Genomic DNA, 15,393 nt, shown 5'->3' with positions numbered 1-15,393 from the left:
GCCCCGGCGGTGCCTCCGGGGCGGCGGGCCGGTACCTTCCTGACCAGGGCGCCCGCGCGTGCGCGCGCCCGGTACGACCGAAGCGAAGCGCGAGGCCAGAGTCGATGGAGACCCAAGGCGGCATCACCGTGCAGCGTGCCCTGGAGCTGCCCGGACTGCGCGGCGGGCTGCCCGAGGTGGTGGCGGGCGCCGACCGGCTGGGCCGGACCGTGCGCTGGGTGCACGCGGGCGAGGTCCCCAACATCGCCTCGCTGCTCAAGGGCGGCGAACTGCTGCTGACCACCGGTCTCGGGCTCGGGACCCGGCCCGCCGAGCAGCGGGCGTTCGTCCGCAGACTGGCCGACCGGGGCATCGCCGCACTCGTCGTGGAACTCGGCCCGCGCTTCGGCCGGCTGCCCTCCTCGATCGTGGACGCGGCCCGCGCGGCCGGGCTGCCGCTGGTGCAGCTCCACCGCGAGGTGCCGTTCGTGACGGTGACGGAGGAGATCCACACCGAGATCGTCAACGGCCACTACGCGCTGTTGCGGCAGGCCGAGGACGTGCACCGGCGCTGCACCGAGGCGCTGCTCGGGGGCGGCGGGGTGCCGCAGGTGCTGGGGATCCTGGCGGACTTCGCGGCCAATCCGGTGTTCCTGGAGACGCCGGACGGCCAGTTGCTGTACGCGGCGGGCCCGCGCTCCGGTCCGGTCTCGGCCGATCCGCTCCAGGTGTGGGAGGGCATGCGCGGCGGGCGGGCGGCGCGTGAGTCGCCGCCGTCCGGGGCGGTGCTGGTGGACGTGCCGGGCGGCGGTCCGGGCACCGGCGCGGTGCGGGCCCGGCTGGTGCTGCTGGCGGTGGGCGGTCCGCTGGTGACGGTGCACCGCATGGCGGCGGAGCGGGCGGCGGGCATCCTCGCGGTGGTGCTGATGCAGGCCCGTCAGGAGGAGGAGCTGGCGGCGCGCGGCCGGGGCGATTTCCTGACCGATCTCGCGGAGGGCCGGATCACCCCGGAGGACGCGCCCGCGCAGGCCCGGGTGCTGGGGTTCAGGCCGGGTGAGCTGCCGCTGCTGCCGGTGGTGATGCGGCTCGCCCCGGAGCTGTCCCCGTCGGGCAACTGGGCGCTGCTGGCCCGTGCGGTCCTGGAGGAGCTGGCGTCCGTGGGCGTGCCGGTGCTGCTCGGGGTGCGGCCGGTGGAGGGGCGGGTGCCGCTGCTGCTGGGGCTGCGTTCGGAGACGGAGCGTACGGCGGTGGCCGACCGGGTCGCGGCGGCGCTGCGGGCCGGGGTGGAGCGGGCCGGTCTGGAACGGGCGGGCTCCCGTCCGCCGGTCGTGGTGGTCGGGGTCGCGGGCGGCTGGGCGGCGGCCGGGGCCGGGCTGCGGCACGCGGCGGAGACGGCGACGGCGGCGCAGGGGCTCGACCAGCGGCCCTGGTACGACGCCCGGCGCCTGGACATCGATCTGCTGCTGTGGCGGCTGCGGGACCATCCGGATCTGGCGGCCTTCGTGGAGCGCGCGATCGGCCCGCTCCGGGACCACGACCGCACCTCCAGGCCGCCGCTGCTGCCGACGCTGGAGACCTATCTGGCGCATGCGGGCCGGAAGGCGGAGACGGCGCGCGAACTGCATCTGAACCGCCAGACGCTGTACAACCGGCTGGCCCGCATCGGTGAGCTGCTGGGCACCGATCTGGACGATCCGCAGGCCGTCCTCGCGCTGAGCCTGGCTCTGCGCGCCCGCCGCCACGCGGGCTGAGCACCGGGGCTCAGCGGGTCCTCGGCACTCCCAGGGGCTGCGCCAACTCGTCGTAGACGCTGAGGACATGGGCGATGGTGTCGTCCTCGGTCGGCCAGCCCGCGGCCTGCCGGATGCCCGCGGCGGCCAGCCGGTCGCGTTCCGCCGGGTCGTCCAGGAGCCGGGCCACGGCACGGGCCAGCGCCTCCGCGTTGCCGTACGGCACCAGTTCCGCGGCGTCGCCGACGAGTTCGGGTACGCCCCCGACGGCGGTGGCGACCAGCGGCACCCCGGCCCGCAACGCCTCCTGGGCCAGCAGGGAGCGGGCCTCCCAGCGGCTGGGGAGCACCACCAGATCGGCGGCGGCCAGGAGTTCGGGAACGTCCTCGCGGGTGCCGAGCAGCGCGACGGGCAGGTCCTCGGCCTTGATCCGGCGCCGCAGGGCGGCCCGCTCCCTGCCCTCCCCCGCGATGGCGACCAGGGGCGCGGGGTCCAGCCGGCGCCAGGCGCGCGCCGCGTCGAGCAGGGTGCCGTAGCCGTGCTGCGGGACGAGGCTGCCGACCGCCATGACCAACGGCCTCCCCACCGCGCCGAGTCCGGCGCGCACCTTGTCACCGTCGACCGGGGCGGCGCTCTGGGCGAGGGGGGCGGCGAGGGGCGCCAGCCGGGCGTCTCGGGCGCCCCGCCGCCGGGCCCGGTCGACCAGGTCCGAGGAGGCGCCGAGCACCACGGACGCGGTGCGGGCCGCCCGCCGCTCCAGCAGGTGCAGGAGCCGGCGGCGTGCGCCCTCGGCGTGCGCCCGGGTGTGCCAGGTGAAGACGAGCGGGACGCGGCGGCCGCCGAGCGCGAGCGCGGTGCGTACGGCGGCGTGCAGTCCATGGGCGTGCACCACGTCGGCGTCGGCGCAGGCGGCGCGCAGCGCGGCGAGCGAGGCGGGGTCGGCGCGGCGGGGCACGGGGGCGAAACGGGCGCCGGCGGCGGAGAACCCGTAGGCGCGTTCCAGCGCGGCCGGGGCGCAGACGGTGACCTGGACGCCCCGGGCGATCAGTCCGGCGGCCAGCGAACCGACATGGGCGCTGCTGCCCGCACTGCCGCCGCCCAGCACTTGGACCGTACGCAGCTGTGACACGTTGAATGGCTCCCGGGGCTCCCGGGCCGGCCGCAGAAGGTCCCGTGTGCGGGACTGGCCGACCCTCTCCGTTACACGCCAAGGATGCCAGTCCGTACGCCCGTTCCGGCACGACCGGACCGTCGCTCCGGGACTCACCCCGACAAACCCGGCGTGGCGCACCACTCGCACGGGTGAAATACGGGCGCCCCCCGCCCGGGGCCGGGCGAGGGGCGCGTCACCGCCGGACGGGCCCTACGCGTCCGTCCGGGCGGTGGCGAGCAGTTCCTCCGCGTGGGCGCGGGCGGTCTCGGAGTCCTCCTGGCCCGCGAGCATCCGGGACAGCTCCCGCACCCGGTCCTCGCCCTCCAGGACGGTGACGCCGCTGCTGGTGACCGAGCCGTCCACGGTCTTCTCGACGAGCAGCTGACGGTCGGCGAAGGCGGCCACCTGGGGCAGGTGGGTGACGACGACGACCTGGGCCGAGCGGGCGAGCTTCGCCAGCCGGCGGCCCACCTCCACGGCCGCCTTGCCGCCGACGCCCGCGTCGACCTCGTCGAAGAGGTAGGTCGGCACCGGGTCGGAGCCCGCGAAGACGACCTCCACGGCGAGCATCACCCGGGACAGCTCACCGCCCGAGGCGCCCTTGGCGATGGGCCGGGGCTGGGCGCCGGGGTGCGGGGCCAGCAGGAGTTCCACCTCGTCGGCGCCCGACGGCCCGTACGCGACGTTCCGTCCGCCGATCTCGATGCCGGAGGCCTCGTCGGGCGCCTCGGTCTGCCGGATCGCGAAGGAGACCCGGGCGTGCGGCATGGCCAGCGAGGCCAGTTCCTCGGTGACCGCCCCGGCGAAGCGGTCCGCGGCCTCCGTCCGGGCGTCGCTCAACGCCTGGCCGAGCACGGAGAGTTCGGCACGCAGCGCGTCGCGTTCGGCGGTGAGCTCGCCGATCCGGTCGTCGTCGCCCTCCAGCTCGGTCAGCCGGACCGCCCCGTCCCGCGCCCAGGCCAGCACGGTGTCGATGTCCTCGCCGTACTTGCGGGTGAGGGCGGTGAGAGCGGCGCGCCGCTCCTCGACGGCGGCGAGCCGCAGCGGGTCGGCGTCGAGTTGGTCGGCGTACCCGGACAGTTCGCCCGAGACGTCGGCGAGCAGGATCGAGATCTCGCCCACCCGGTCGGCGAGCGCGGCGAGCGCGGCGTCGTGGGAGCGCACCCCGTCCAGGGCCTGCCGGGCCGCGGCCACGACGGTCGTCGCGTCCAGGGCCTCGGGGTCCTCCGGATTGCCGGCCAGCGCGGTGTGCGCGAGGGCGGCGGCGGAGGCGAGGGCGTCGGCGTGGCCGAGCCGCTGTGCCTCGGCGGCCAGTTCGGCGTCCTCGCCGGGCAGCGGTTCCACGGCGGCGATCTCGTCCAGCCCGAAGCGCAGCAGATCGGCCTCCTGGGCCCGTTCGCGGGCACGGGTGGTCAGCTCGTCCAGTTCCCCGGCCACCTCGCGCAGCCGCCGGTAGGCGGTCGCGTAGGCGGTGTGGGGCACGGCGACGCCGTCGCCCGCGTAGCGGTCCAGGGCCTGGCGCTGCCGGGCGGGCTTGAGGAGCCCCTGCTGGTCGGTCTGGCCGTGCACGGCCACGAGATCGTCCGCGAGTTCGGCGAGGACGCCGACGGGCACGGATCTGCCGCCCAGGTGGGCCCGGGAGCGCCCCTCGGCGGAAACGGTACGGCTGACGAGCAGCGCACCGTCCTCGATCTCGGCCCCGGCCTCCTCGGCGCGCAGCGCCGCCGCGTCGCCCTCGGCCACCGTGATCCGGCCCTCGACGACCGCGGCCTTGGCGCCGATCCGCACCAGGGCCGGGTCGGCGCGCCCGCCGAGCAGCAGCCCGAGGCTGGTGACGACCATGGTCTTGCCCGCGCCGGTCTCACCGGTCACCGCGGTGAAGCCGGGTGACAGCTCCACCACCGCGTCGTCGATGACTCCGAGCGACCGTATCCGCATCTCCTCCAACACGCACATGACCATACGAGGTTTCGTGCCCCGCGTGCACACGGGTCGGGGCCGGGACGCCGGATCGGGTGGTGCGCGGCGCCGGGTGTCAGTGCGGCGCGCCGCGCCATCCCGAGACCGGCAGGGCGAACTTGGCGACCAGCCGGTCGGTGAAGGAGGCCTGGTGCAGCCGGGCGAGGCGGACGGGCACGGTGCCGCGCCGCACCTCCACACGGGCGCCGGCGGGCAGCTCCACGGTCCTGCGGCCGTCGCACCAGAGCACCCCGTGCGGGGTGTGCGGCTGGACCTCGACGGCCAGCACCGAGGTCGGCGAGGTCACCAGCGGTTTGGCGAACAGGGCGTGGGCGCTGATCGGGACCATCAGCAGCGCCTCGACCTCGGGCCAGACGACGGGCCCGCCGGCCGAGAAGGCGTAGGCGGTCGAGCCGGTGGGGGTGGCGCAGACGATGCCGTCGCAGCCGAAGCCGGTGACCGGGCGGCCGTCGATCTCCAGCACGACCTCCAGCATCCGCTCGGGCGACACCTTCTGCACGGCCGCCTCGTTGAGCGCCCAGTCGGTGTGGACGACGTCGCCGTTGCTGTGCACGACGACGTCGATCGTCATGCGTTCCTCGACGGCGTAGGCGCGGGTGACGACCCGGTCGACGACCTTGTCGAGGTCGTCGCGCTCGGCCTCGGCGAGGAAGCCGACGCGGCCGAGGTTGACGCCGAGCATGGGGACCCCGGAGGCGCGGGAGAGTTCCGCGCCGCGCAGCAGGGTGCCGTCGCCGCCGAGGACGATCAGCAGTTCACAGCCCTCGACCGGGGCGGCCGTGGCGTCGGTGACCGTCTCGACGGACGGCGGGAGCGGCAGATCCGCCGCCTCGGTGGCCAGGACCCGGACGCCGAGTCCGCTGCGGAGCAGTCCCTGGACGACGAGTTCGGCACTGCGGATCGCGGCCGGGCGGCCGGTGTGCGCCAAAAGGAAGACTGTTCGTGCCGCATTCGTCGTCAACGAGGCCCCTCCGCCACTGCACGGTCGACATCCGCGGGATCCAGCTCCGGTGCCCCGGCCCGCAGCCACAGAAAGTACTCGACGTTCCCCGAGGGCCCCGGCAAGGGGCTGGCCGTGACGCCACGGACGCCCAGGCCGAGCGCCCGGGCCCGGCGGGCCACCTCGCGGACCGCCTCGGCCCGCAGCTCGGGGCTGCGCACCACACCGCCGCTGCCGAGCCGTTCCTTGCCCACCTCGAACTGCGGTTTGACCATGAGGACGAGGTCGGCGTCCGGGGCGGCGCAGCGCGCCAGGGCCGGCAGCACGAGTCCGAGCGGGATGAACGACAGATCGCCCACCACCAGGTCGACGGGCTCGCCGTCGATGGCGTCGAGCGTCAGCTCGCGGACGTTGGTCCGGTCCTTGACGACCACCCGGGCGTCGGACTGGAGCGACCAGGCGAGCTGGCCGTAGCCGACGTCCACGGCGACGACCTGCCGGGCCCCGGCGCGCAGCAGCACATCGGTGAAGCCGCCGGTGGACGCCCCGGCGTCCAGGGCCCGCCGCCCCTCGACGGCCAGGCCGAGGGGGACGAAGGCGGCGAGGGCGCCGGCGAGTTTGTGGCCGCCGCGCGAGACGTAGTCGGGGTCGCTGTCGTCCTTGGTGACGACGAGGGCGGCGCTCGTCTCGACCTGGGTGGCCGCCTTGGTCGCGGTGGTGCCGCCGACGGTCACCCGTCCCGCGGCGATCAGCTGGCTCGCGTGTTCGCGTGAGCGGGCGAGCTTTCGGCGTACCAGCTCGGCGTCGAGGCGGCGACGGGCCACTCCTGCCACGTTCGGTTCAGCTCCTGGTGTCGTACGGGGGCGTCGGGACGGGAGCCGGTGCGGGCCCGGCGTCCAGCGCGGTCAGCGCGGAGCGCAGACCACGGTGTACATCCTCGTACACCTCGATGTGTCCGTCCGCCGCGAGGTGGTCCGCGTCGGCCAGCCGCTCCAGCGCCGCGTCCACCCCGGCGTCGCCCGTGGGCGTGCGGACGAGGCCCAGCGGCGCGGGTGCGGCGGGCTCGGCCGGCACGTCCCGCGGGGGCGCGCCGGGCGGTGGTGCGGCGGCCTCGTCCGGCCCCGGCATCGAGTCGCTCATACGGCGAACGCTACCCCGAAGCGCTGGGGTACCGTCGGTCGCGATGGCGACCATGGAGGAGTGCCGCGGCGCACTCGACAGACTTTCCGACACCCTCGCGGGGGCCGACGGCGACGTGCGCGGCGCGGCCGCCCTGGACCGTTCCCTCAGCTGCCACATCACGGATCTGGACGTGACGTTCACCGGCCGCCTCGGGGACGGCCGGATCCGGGTCCTGGACACGGTCGAGGGACCGCCCCGGGAGAAGGCCGAGATCCGGCTGGCGATGACCGGGGACGATCTGGTGGCGATGGTGGACGGCCGGCTGAACTTCGCGCGCGCGTGGGGATCGGGCCGGGTCCGGCTGGAGGCGGGCTTCCGCGATCTGCTGAGACTGCGGTCCCTGCTGTAGCCGGTCAGGCCCCGGCGGTCTTCGCGGCACGCTGCCGGGCGGCGGGCACCACCAGCGGTGTCCCCGTCTCCGGGTCGTCGATCACCTGGCAGCGCAGCCCGAAGACCCGCTCCACCAGCTCCGCGGTGACGACGTCGCCGGGCGGGCCCTCCGCGACGACCCTGCCGTCCCGCATGGCGATGAGATGCGTGGCGTACCGCGCGGCGTGGTTCAGGTCGTGCAGGACGGCCACCAGCGTGCGGCCCTGGGTCTCGTGGAGTTCGGCACAGAGGTCGAGCACGTCGATCTGGTGCTGGATGTCGAGGTACGTGGTGGGCTCGTCGAGCAGCAGCAGCGGGGTCTGCTGGGCGAGCGCCATGGCGATCCAGACGCGCTGGCGCTGACCGCCGGACAATTCGTCGACATAGCGATCCCCCAGCGCTCCGACGCCGGTGGCCGCCATCGACTCCTCGACAATGCGCTCGTCCTCGGGCGACCACTGGCGGAGCAGTCCCTGGTGCGGGTAGCGGCCGCGGGCGACCAGATCCGCGACGGTGATGCCCTCGGGCGCGATCGAGGACTGGGGCAGCAGCCCGAGGGTCCGGGCGACCTTCTTCGCGGGCAGACCGTGGATGGACTCCCCGTCCAGCAGCACCCGGCCCCGGCTCGGCCGCAGCATCCGCGAGAGTGCCCGCAGCAGGGTCGACTTGCCGCAGGCGTTGGGGCCGACGATCACGGTGAACGACCGGTCCGGGATCTCGACCGAGAGGTTCTCCGCGATGACCCGCTGGTCGTAGCCGAGGGTCACCGAGTCCGCGGTCAGGCGCTGCATGGTCGTACTCCGGGGGTCGTTCGGTTCGGTTGCGGTGGACGGGGCGCCGGCGCGGCCGGTGTCCCGGGTGCGGGCCCTCATATGCGGCCCGCCCGGCGTTCGGTGACCAGCAGCCAGAGCAGATAGCAGCCGCCGAGCACACCGGTGACGACGCCGACGGGCAGCTGCCGGTCGCCGAAGGCCCGCATCGACACCCAGTCGGCGACGAGGAGCAGGGCCGCGCCCATGAAGGTCGCGGCGACCAGGTTGGGCCCGGTGGAGCGGGTGAGCCGGCGGGCCAGCTGCGGGGCGCTCAGCGAGACGAAGGCGATCGGTCCGGCGGCGGCCGTGGCCACCGCGACGAGCAGCACCGCCGCGCCCATGAGGACGAGCCGGGTCCGTTCGACCCGTACCCCGAGGGCGTACGCGGCGTCGTCGCCCATCTCCATCACCCGCAGGGCGGGTCCGTGCAGGAAGACCAGCGGCAGCAGCACCGCGCAGACCGCGAGGAGCGGCCGGACCTGGGCCCAGTCGCGGCCGTCGAGCGATCCGGTCATCCAGACGACGGCCCGGGTGGCGTCCACCAGATTGGCCTTGGTGATGAGGTACTGGGTGCCGGCGGTGAGCATGGCGGCGGCGCCGATGCCCACGAGGACGAGCCGGAAGCCGTGGACCCCGCGCTTCCACGCCAGCAGGTACACGGCGACCCCGGTGAGCAGTCCGCCGGCGATCGCGCCGCCCGCGACCGCGGTCGCCCCGCCCTGGAAGAGGACGATCACGCTCAGCGCGCCCACGGTGGCGCCCTGGCCGAAGCCGAGCACGTCGGGGCTGCCGAGCGGGTTGCGCGAGAGCGTCTGGAAGACGGCGCCGCCGACGCCCAGCGCCGCGCCGACCAGGAGCCCGACCAGGACCCGCGGCAGCCGCAGGTCCGTGACGATGAACTCCTGCTGGAACGTGCCGTGTCCCAGGAGCGTGCGGACCACCTCGGCGGGGGTCAGGGAGAAGTCGCCGGTGCCGATGAGGACGACGGCCGCGCCGGCCGCCACGACGGCGAGCAGCACGGTGACGAGGGCGGCACGCACGTCCGTACGGAACGAGTACCCGCCTGCGGTCCGGACGGCCCGCACGGACCGCTTCCCGGTGGTGGTGCTCACAGCTGGACCATCCTCTTGCGTCGTACGAGGTGGAGGAAGACGGGTCCGCCGAGCAGCGCGGTGACGATGCCGACCTGGAGTTCGGACGGACGGGCGACGACCCGGCCGACGACGTCGGCCCCGAGCAGCAGCACCGGGGCGAGGACGGCGGAGTACGGCAGGATCCAGCGCAGGTCCGGCCCGGTGATCGTGCGCACCAGATGCGGGATCATCAGCCCGATGAAGACGATCGGCCCGCACGCGGCGGTCGCGGCCCCGCACAGCAGGGTGACGGCGAGCATGGCGAGGATCCGGGTCCGGGTCAGCCGCGCGCCGAGCGCGCGTGCGGTGTCGTCGCCCATCTCCAGCGCGTTGAGCGGGCGGGCGATGAGCGCGGTGAGCAGCACGCCGAGCGCGATGAACGGCCAGACCTTGCCGATCGTCCCCGGGCTCGCGGAGGCCAGCGAACCGACGGTCCAGAACCGCAGCCGGTCGAGGGCGGCGGAGTCCAGCAGTTGTACGGCGTTGACGTAGCCGTACAGCGCGGCGGTGACGGCCGTCCCGGCGAGCGCGAGGCGCACGGGGTTGGCGGAGCGGCTGCCGCCGAGCAGATAGACGGCGGCCGAGACGAGCGCGGCCCCGGCGAACGCGAACCAGACGTACCCGGTCAGGGAGGTGACGCCGAAGAAGCTGATCGCGGAGACGACGGCGGCGGACGCTCCGGCGTTGACGCCGAGCAGCCCCGGTTCGGCCAGCGGATTGCGGGTCAGCGCCTGCATCACCGCGCCGGCGAGTCCGAGAGCCGCTCCGACCAGCAGTCCGAGCACGGTCCGGGGGACGCGCACCTCGCGGACGAGGACATCGTCGCTGCCGCTGGAGTGGAACAGGCCGTGCCACACATCGGCGAGCGGCAGCGCCTTGGCGCCGACCGCGACGCTCACCAGACAGACCAGCACCAGGAGCCCCAGGGCCAACAGCAGTCCCGTGGCACGCATCGCGTGGCGCCGGGGCGGCGGGGCCTGGGCGGGCACGGCGGACGCGCCCGGACGGGGGTTCGGAGGACTCTCAACCAACACGCGGTTAGGTTAGCCTAGCCTCTCCGCGCCGCCGATGGGTGGCCGGGGAGACCGGCCCGGGGCCGGTCCGGGAGCCCTCGGATCGGCCGGGACACGCCCGGTCCGGGAGCCCCTGGTCCGGCCAGGACGTGCCCGGTCCGGGAGCCCCGGTTCCGGCCAGGACGTGCCCGGCCCGAGAGTCCCGGCTCCGGTCTGGTCAGGCCCGGTCCACGAGGCCCGGGTCCGGGCAGAAGGCATCGGGACCGCGAACCCCCGGGTCCGGAACGGCCCTCCCCGCGCCCTACAGCCCGAGGCGCGCGACCGCCTTGCCCGCGTCGAGCCCGCAGGCCCCGTCCCCGGCGTACGTCCAGGCCGCACCGCACAGGGCGCGCAGCCCGTCGAGCGGGTCGCCGTCACCGTCCAGCACCAGGGCCTCACCGCGCACCGACGCCGTCCATCCACCGCAGAGATGCCCGTCGCCCGCCGGGACCACCTCGGGCTGGCCGGTCAGCAGCCCGCGCAGATCGCGGTCGACGTACGTGGGCCGGTGGGCCGGCACCGCGGCGAGCAGACGCGCCGCGTCGGTCACCCCGGTGAGCACGAGCAGCGAGTCCACGTCCCCGTTGAACGCCCCCTCGATGTCCGTGTCGAGCCGGTCCCCGACGACGAGCGGACGCTCCGCCCCGGTCCGCAGCACCGTCTCGCGGTGCATCGGCGGCAACGGCTTCCCGGCGACCCGGGGCTCGGCGCCGGTGGCGATGCGCACGACCTCCACGGCGGCGCCGTTGCCGGGCGCGATGCCCCGGGCACCGGGGATCGTCAGATCGGTGTTGGACGCGAACCACGGCAGCCCGCGGTTGATCGCGTAACAGGCCTCGGCAAACCGCCCCCACGCCATGTCCGGCCCCCCGTACCCCTGCGCCACCGCCGCCGGGTCGTCGTCGGCCGACTCCACCGGCACGAGCCCGCGTTCACGCAGCGCCACCCGCAGCCCCTCGCCGCCGACCACGAGCACCCGTGCCCCGGCGGGCAACTGATCGGCGATCAGCCGGGCGACGGCCTGGGCGGAGGTGATGACGTCGCCGGGTTCCGCGGGCACCCCCAGCTCCGTCAGATGCTCCGCCACCGCGGCGGGGGTGCGCAGCGCGTTGTTGGTGACGTACGCGAGATGCATGCCGGCGTCCCGCGCGGTGCCGAGGGACGCGACGGCATGGCCGATCGCCTGTCCTCCGGCGTACACCACTCCGTCGAGATCGAGCAGCGCCGTGTCGTACGCCTCGTTCAGCGGGGTGCTGCTCCCGCCGGGCCTGGTCCTGCTCGCGCCACTCATGTCCGCCACTCCTCATCGCTGCGTCTCCCCCGATCATCGCGCATCGGGCGGGCGCACCTACGATGCTGGGATGAACACACGAGGCCCGGCGATCCCGGGACTGCGTCTGGTTCCGTTCCGCGGACTGCGTTACGTCCCCGACCGGGTCGGCAGTCTTTCGGCGGTGACCTCACCCCCGTACGACGTGGTCGTACGCCCCGACGGGCTGCACCACCTCGAATCGGCGGATCCGCACAACATCGTGCGGCTGATCCTCCCCCAGGGGGAGTCGGCCACCGCCCGGCACGAGCAGGCCGCCGCGACCCTGCGCCGCTGGCGGGCCGAGGGCGTCCTGGCCCCGGATCCCGAACCCGTCCTGTACGTGTACGAGCAGCGGGGCGACGGGATCCTCCAGCGCGGGGTGATCGGCGCCCTGGAACTGTCGGAGCCGGGCAACGGGATCGTGCTCCCGCACGAGGACGTGATGGACCACGTCGTGGAGGACCGCGCCGATCTGATGCGGACGACGCGGGCCCACCTCGAACCGCTGCTGCTGACCTATCCGGGCGACGGCGGAGCGACGGGCACGCACGCGGTCATCGGGCGGACGGTGGAGCTGCCGCCGCTGCTGGACACGACGACGGAGGACGGGTTCCACCACCGGCTCTGGGCGGTCACGGACCCCGGTGACCGGGCGGAGATCGAACGGGACCTGGCCGGCCACCAGGCCCTGATCGCCGACGGCCACCACCGCTGGGCCACCTATCTGCGGCTGCGCCGCGAGCACTCCGCCCCCGGCCCCTGGGACTTCGGCCTGGTCCTGCTCGTGGACACGGCCCACTATCCGCTGCGGGTCCGTTCGATCCACCGGCTGCTGCACGGGCTCCCCGTGGCCGACGCGCTCGCCGCGCTGACGGGCCTGTTCCGGGTCCGCACCGTGGAGGGGCCGCTCCCCCGCGCCCTGGACGCGCTGGCCGGTGCGGCGGCGGAGGGCAACGCGTTCCTGCTGGCGGGCGACGGCGCCTTCCACCTCGTCGACCGGCCGGACGAGGCCCTGCTCGCCCGTACCGTCCCGGCGGACCGCCCGGCCGCCTACCGCTCCCTGGACGCGACGGTCCTGCACGCGACGCTGCTCGGCGGGGTCTGGCGGGTCCCCGACGACGATCCGTCCCGGATCGCCTACATCCACGACACGGCTGCCGCCGTCGAGCAGGCGGAGCGGCACGGTTCCACCGCGGTGCTGATGCATCCGGTACGCGAGGGCCTCGTCCGGGACCTGGCCCGGCAGGGGGTCACCATGCCCCGCAAGTCGACGTCGTTCGGCCCCAAGCCCGCCACGGGACTGGTCCTGCGCGGTCTGGACCTCGGCTGATCCGTCCCGGAACGCGGAAGAGGGCGGCACCCCGTGCGGGGTGCCGCCCTCTTCCCTGTCGTCAGGCCGTGGCCGGACCGTCGTGCTCGTCGCCGTCCTCGGAGGCGTCGTCGTCCGCGGCGCTCACGGCCGACGCCCCGGCCGTGCCGGTGTCGTCGCCCTCGTCGTCCTCGTCGTCGAGGGCGTCCACGAACTCCACCCCGTCCAGCTCGGCCAGCCGGTCGGAGGCGTCCGTGGCGCCGTCCTTGTCGGCCTCCAGCGCCTTGCCGAACCATTCGCGGGCCTCGTCCTCACGCCCGGCGGCGAGCAGGGCGTCCGCGTACGCGTAGCGCAGCCGCGGCGTCCAGGCGTGCACCGCGCTGGAGGCCAGCTCGGAGCTCTGCAGGGTCACGATGGCGGCGTCGAGCTGCCCCATGTCCCGGCGGGCACCGGCGGCGACCAGCCGCATCTCGACCTGGCCCGCCTTGTCCAGCTTCTGCACCTCGGGCTCGCCGGCCATGGCCAGCGCGCGCTCGGGCCGCCCCAGTCCGCGTTCGCAGTCGGCCATGACGGGCCACAGCTCCACGGACCCGGTCATCCGCCGGGCGGCACGGAACTCGGCCAGCGCCTCCGCGTACTTCTGGGTCGCGTACGCGGCGAAGCCGGCGGCCTCCCGGACGGCGGCGACCCGCGAGGCCAGCCGCAGGGCGATGCGCGAGTACGCGTACGCCTGGTCGGGGTCCTCGTCGATGTACCGCGCCACCATGACGAGGTTCCGCGCCACGTCCTCGGCGAGCGTCTTCGGCAGGCTCATCAGCTCCTGACGGACGTCCGGGTCGATCTCGTGCCCGGTGACGTCGTCGGGAATGGGCAGCCGCTTGATGGGCTCACGGTCGCGGTCGTCGCGCCGGTCGTAACCGCCCCGGTCGTCCCGGCCCCGGTAACCGCCCCGGTCCCGGTCGTCGCGACCCCGGTAGCCACCGCCCCGCTGATCGTCCCGGCCCCGGTAGCCACCGCCCCGGTTGTCGTCACGGCGCGGACCACGGTCGTCGCGGCGGTACCCGCCACCGCGGTTGTCGTCGTCACGGCGGAAGCCGCCACCACGGTTGTCGTCGTCGCGACGCGGCCCACGCGGCCGGTCGTCACGACGGTCGGACCCGCCGCCCGGACGGCCGCCCCGGTCGTCCTCACGCCGAGGAGCCCGCTCATCACGACGGAACCCACCACCGGCGGAGCCACCACGGTCTTCACGCCGGAAGCCACCGCCGTACGAGCCGCCCCGGTTGTCGTCACGGCGCGGACCACGATCACGGTCGCGGTCGTCACGGCGGTACCCGCCACCGCGGTTGTCGTCGTCACGGCGGAAGCCACCGCGGTCGCCGCCGGGCCGGCTGTCGTCGCGGCGGAAGCCGCCGCCACGGTTGTCGTCGTCGCGACGCGGCCCACGCGGCCGGTCGTCACGACGGTCGAACCCGCCGCCCGGACGGCCGCCCCGGTCGTCCTCACGCCGAGGAGCCCGCTCATCACGACGGAACCCACCACCGGCGGAACCCCCGCGGTCGTCACGCCGGAAGCCACCACCGGCGGAGCCACCACGGTCATCACGCCGGAAGCCACCACCGGCGGAGCCACCACGGTCATCACGCCGGAAGCCACCACCGGCGGAGCCACCACGGTCATCACGCCGGAACCCACCACCGGCGGAGCCACCACGGTCATCACGCCGGAACCCACCACCGGCGGAGCCACCACGGTCATCACGCCGGAACCCACCACCGTACGAGCCGCCCCGGTTGTCGTCACGGCGCGGACCACGATCACGGTCACGGTCGTCACGGCGGAAGCCTCCACGGTCGCCGCCGGGCCGGCTGTCGTCGCGGCGGAAGCCGCCACCGCGGTTGTCGTCGTCGCGACGCGGCCCACGCGGCCGGTCGTCACGACGGTCATCGCGGCGGAAGCCACCGCTGGAGGAACCGCCCCGGTTGTCGTCACGGCGCGGACCGCGGTCGCGGTCGTCGCGGCGGAAACCACCACGGCTGTCGTCGTCACGGCGGAAGCCGCCACGGTCGCCACCGGACCGACTGTCGTCGCGACGGTACCCGCCACCACGGTTGTCGTCCCTGCGCTGCCCGCCGCCCGACCGGCCGCCGCTGTAGCCGCCCCGGTCACCGCCGTCCCGGCGACGCGGCTCGCGATCCGAACGATCGTCGGGAGAGTTGGTGGGCATCGGTGGGGCTCCTGTCATCGAGTACTACAGACATTCTTGCGCAGCCGGACACCGGACGCGCTTCGGCAAAACAAAAAGGACCCTTGGTCCCAGCGCTGAACGCTGGGACCAAGGGTCCTGAAAGATTGTTCGGCGGCGTCCTACTCTCCCACAGGGTCCCCCCTGCAGTACCATCGGCGCTGAAAGGCTTAGCTTCCGGGTTCGGAATGTAACCG

The 15,393-nt window shown here is 74.8% G+C and carries 13 protein-coding genes, 1 rRNA gene and 1 pseudogene; 3 read left to right on the top strand and 12 right to left on the bottom strand.

The genetic code is table 11. From position 1 onward, the window contains the following. Window positions 1-104 precede the first annotated feature (104 nt). Window positions 105-1,730, top strand: a complete 1,626-nt coding sequence (locus ACFVDM_RS34060) for a PucR family transcriptional regulator (RefSeq protein ID WP_383649755.1) — start codon at window positions 105-107, stop codon at window positions 1,728-1,730. A 10-nt stretch (window positions 1,731-1,740) separates the two neighbouring features. Here ACFVDM_RS34060 and ACFVDM_RS34055 read toward each other — a convergent pair whose 3' ends face one another. The 5 genes from ACFVDM_RS34055 to ACFVDM_RS34035 all read right to left on the bottom strand — a co-directional run bounded on the left by ACFVDM_RS34055 (window position 1,741) and on the right by ACFVDM_RS34035 (window position 6,922). Continuing rightward, window positions 1,741-2,838: a glycosyltransferase family 4 protein gene (locus ACFVDM_RS34055; protein ID WP_383649750.1), complete on the bottom strand. Its 1,098-nt coding sequence runs from the start codon at window positions 2,836-2,838 to the stop codon at window positions 1,741-1,743. Window positions 2,839-3,072: 234 nt separating this feature from the next. Next, on the bottom strand, window positions 3,073-4,818 hold the full coding sequence (gene recN / locus ACFVDM_RS34050) for a DNA repair protein RecN (RefSeq protein ID WP_383649747.1): 1,746 nt from the start codon (window positions 4,816-4,818) through the stop codon (window positions 3,073-3,075). Window positions 4,819-4,897: 79 nt separating this feature from the next. Continuing rightward, a complete protein-coding gene (locus ACFVDM_RS34045; RefSeq protein ID WP_383649745.1) occupies window positions 4,898-5,803 on the bottom strand; it encodes an NAD kinase in 906 nt (301 codons plus the stop codon). After that, window positions 5,800-6,615, bottom strand: a complete 816-nt coding sequence (locus tag ACFVDM_RS34040) for a TlyA family RNA methyltransferase (RefSeq protein ID WP_383649741.1) — start codon at window positions 6,613-6,615, stop codon at window positions 5,800-5,802. Before ACFVDM_RS34040 ends, ACFVDM_RS34045 begins: the two co-directional genes overlap by 4 nt. Before the next feature lie 7 nt (window positions 6,616-6,622). Beyond that, window positions 6,623-6,922 (bottom strand): hypothetical protein, encoded by a 300-nt coding sequence (locus tag ACFVDM_RS34035; RefSeq protein ID WP_383649737.1) that lies wholly within the window; start codon window positions 6,920-6,922, stop codon window positions 6,623-6,625. A gap of 43 nt (window positions 6,923-6,965) precedes the next feature. Here ACFVDM_RS34035 and ACFVDM_RS34030 point away from each other — a divergent pair, with 43 nt between their 5' ends. Next, window positions 6,966-7,313, top strand: a complete 348-nt coding sequence (locus ACFVDM_RS34030; RefSeq protein ID WP_383649734.1) for an SCP2 sterol-binding domain-containing protein — start codon at window positions 6,966-6,968, stop codon at window positions 7,311-7,313. A gap of 4 nt (window positions 7,314-7,317) precedes the next feature. On the opposite strand, the gene ACFVDM_RS34025 is transcribed toward ACFVDM_RS34030, so the two are convergent. From ACFVDM_RS34025 to ACFVDM_RS34010, 4 genes are all read right to left on the bottom strand, one after another. Next, entirely contained in the window at window positions 7,318-8,124 is an 807-nt protein-coding gene (locus ACFVDM_RS34025; protein ID WP_383649730.1) for an ABC transporter ATP-binding protein, read from the bottom strand. A 77-nt stretch (window positions 8,125-8,201) separates the two neighbouring features. Further along, a complete protein-coding gene (locus tag ACFVDM_RS34020; RefSeq protein ID WP_383649726.1) occupies window positions 8,202-9,257 on the bottom strand; it encodes a FecCD family ABC transporter permease in 1,056 nt (351 codons plus the stop codon). Beyond that, entirely contained in the window at window positions 9,254-10,312 is a 1,059-nt protein-coding gene (locus ACFVDM_RS34015; RefSeq protein ID WP_383649724.1) for a FecCD family ABC transporter permease, read from the bottom strand. The genes ACFVDM_RS34020 and ACFVDM_RS34015 overlap by 4 nt, the downstream gene beginning before the upstream one ends. Window positions 10,313-10,592: 280 nt before the next feature. After that, window positions 10,593-11,621, bottom strand: coding sequence for an HAD hydrolase-like protein (locus ACFVDM_RS34010; protein WP_383649719.1), 1,029 nt, complete (start codon window positions 11,619-11,621; stop codon window positions 10,593-10,595). 70 nt (window positions 11,622-11,691) lie between these two features. Between ACFVDM_RS34010 and ACFVDM_RS34005 the strand changes: the two genes are divergently transcribed. Then, on the top strand, window positions 11,692-12,972 hold the full coding sequence (locus ACFVDM_RS34005) for a DUF1015 family protein (protein ID WP_383649715.1): 1,281 nt from the start codon (window positions 11,692-11,694) through the stop codon (window positions 12,970-12,972). Between the two features lie 61 nt (window positions 12,973-13,033). Here ACFVDM_RS34005 and ACFVDM_RS34000 read toward each other — a convergent pair whose 3' ends face one another. The 3 genes and pseudogenes from ACFVDM_RS34000 to rrf form a co-directional block, all read right to left on the bottom strand. Further along, window positions 13,034-13,765, bottom strand: a complete 732-nt coding sequence (locus ACFVDM_RS34000) for a hypothetical protein (protein ID WP_383650132.1) — start codon at window positions 13,763-13,765, stop codon at window positions 13,034-13,036. A gap of 615 nt (window positions 13,766-14,380) precedes the next feature. Beyond that, window positions 14,381-15,196: pseudogene (locus tag ACFVDM_RS33995) on the bottom strand (tetratricopeptide repeat protein); the annotation flags it as partial. 109 nt (window positions 15,197-15,305) lie between these two features. Then, a 5S ribosomal RNA gene (gene rrf, locus ACFVDM_RS33990) occupies window positions 15,306-15,393 on the bottom strand; the annotation flags it as partial.

It is taken from the genome of Streptomyces sp. NPDC057682 (assembly GCF_042799575.1).
GTDB lineage: Bacteria > Actinomycetota > Actinomycetes > Streptomycetales > Streptomycetaceae > Streptomyces.
This window is presented reverse-complemented; position numbering and strand designations above follow the sequence as displayed.